The organism is Campylobacter concisus (genome assembly GCF_002912425.1).
Lineage (GTDB): Bacteria > Campylobacterota > Campylobacteria > Campylobacterales > Campylobacteraceae > Campylobacter_A > Campylobacter_A concisus_AH.
This window is the reverse complement of sequence record NZ_POYR01000144.1, coordinates 1-1,164: the sequence shown is the minus strand read 5'-3', so window position 1 is coordinate 1,164 and position 1,164 is coordinate 1. Positions and strand designations below refer to the sequence as shown.

Annotated in this window: 1 protein-coding gene; it reads left to right on the top strand. The window is 28.0% G+C overall.

The features are described from left to right. Positions 1-438: 438 nt before the first annotated feature. Positions 439-1,164: EpsG family protein (locus CYP84_RS08230; RefSeq protein WP_103637231.1), on the top strand; the 726-nt coding region annotated here is incomplete at its 3' end.

The window sequence follows — 1,164 nt, the reverse complement described above, 5'->3', positions numbered from 1 at the left end:
TTGTGAGGATGGTTTTATAAATTTGCAGCTTTTTTATGATGCAAAAAAATTACTCACATTGCAAAACCATTTTATCATTATAGAACAAATCCCAACTCACTTTCTAATAGTTTCTCAAATAATAAAAAAGCTCTTGAGGATTTTGCTGAGTTTAGCAAAGCCGTAAGGAATTTCCTGCTGCAGAGAGGTCTTTTTGATGAATATTTTAAATATCATATCCCTGCAATTTTAAAGTTTATTTTGGATTATTCGGACAGCAACTTTAAAAAGCATATAAATGCTATATGTCCAGAGGCAAATAACATAAAATATGTTTTTAAAATAAATAGAAATTTCGTTTATAAAATTTTATACGGTTCTGTATTTCTGGGGTGTCCTCAAATTTTTGTTTTCGCAAAAAGGATTTTTCTTTCTTTGAAAAATAATTAGGAAAATTTATTGCTTTATTTTGTAATATTTGCTTACATATCAACATTTTTAGTATTAGATTTGACTAAATTTTCACGCTTTAATAAAACAGCATTAGTTGTGCTATATCTATTCTTAATATTGTTTATTGGTGCAAGATACGAGATTGGTGGCGACTGGAATTATTATTTATATGAAATGTTTTATAAAGATGCAAGAACTGATCTCGGATATGAAATTTTAAGTCTAATTGGAAAAAATATCTCTACGCAACATGGGATCATTTTTGTAAATTTATGTTGCGCCTTTTTATTCTTAAGCTGCTTATTTTTCCTTGTAACTAGATTTAGATATCCTTTTGTTGGATTGCTTGTTGCATTTCCTTATGGTATTACGGTGGTAGCTATGGGATATACTAGACAAAGTGTTGCAATAGGACTTGGTTTTGTCGCGATGTACTTTATGGCAAGAAATCATAACTTTAAATCCATGATTTTTATTTTGATTGGTGGTTTATTTCACAAGTCGATTGCTATATTATTGATATTTTTACCGTTGCTATATTTAAGACAAGTTGATATAAAAAAAGTTTGTATGGGCATAGTATTTTTTCTTGTTCTTGCGTTGATATGTTTTAAATTTGATATTTTTACTGGATATATCAGCAAGATAAAATTTTTATATTTATCTGATATGCACTATTCCAAAGGTGGATTTATTAGGATTGCTATCCATATTATTCCTCTTATATTATAT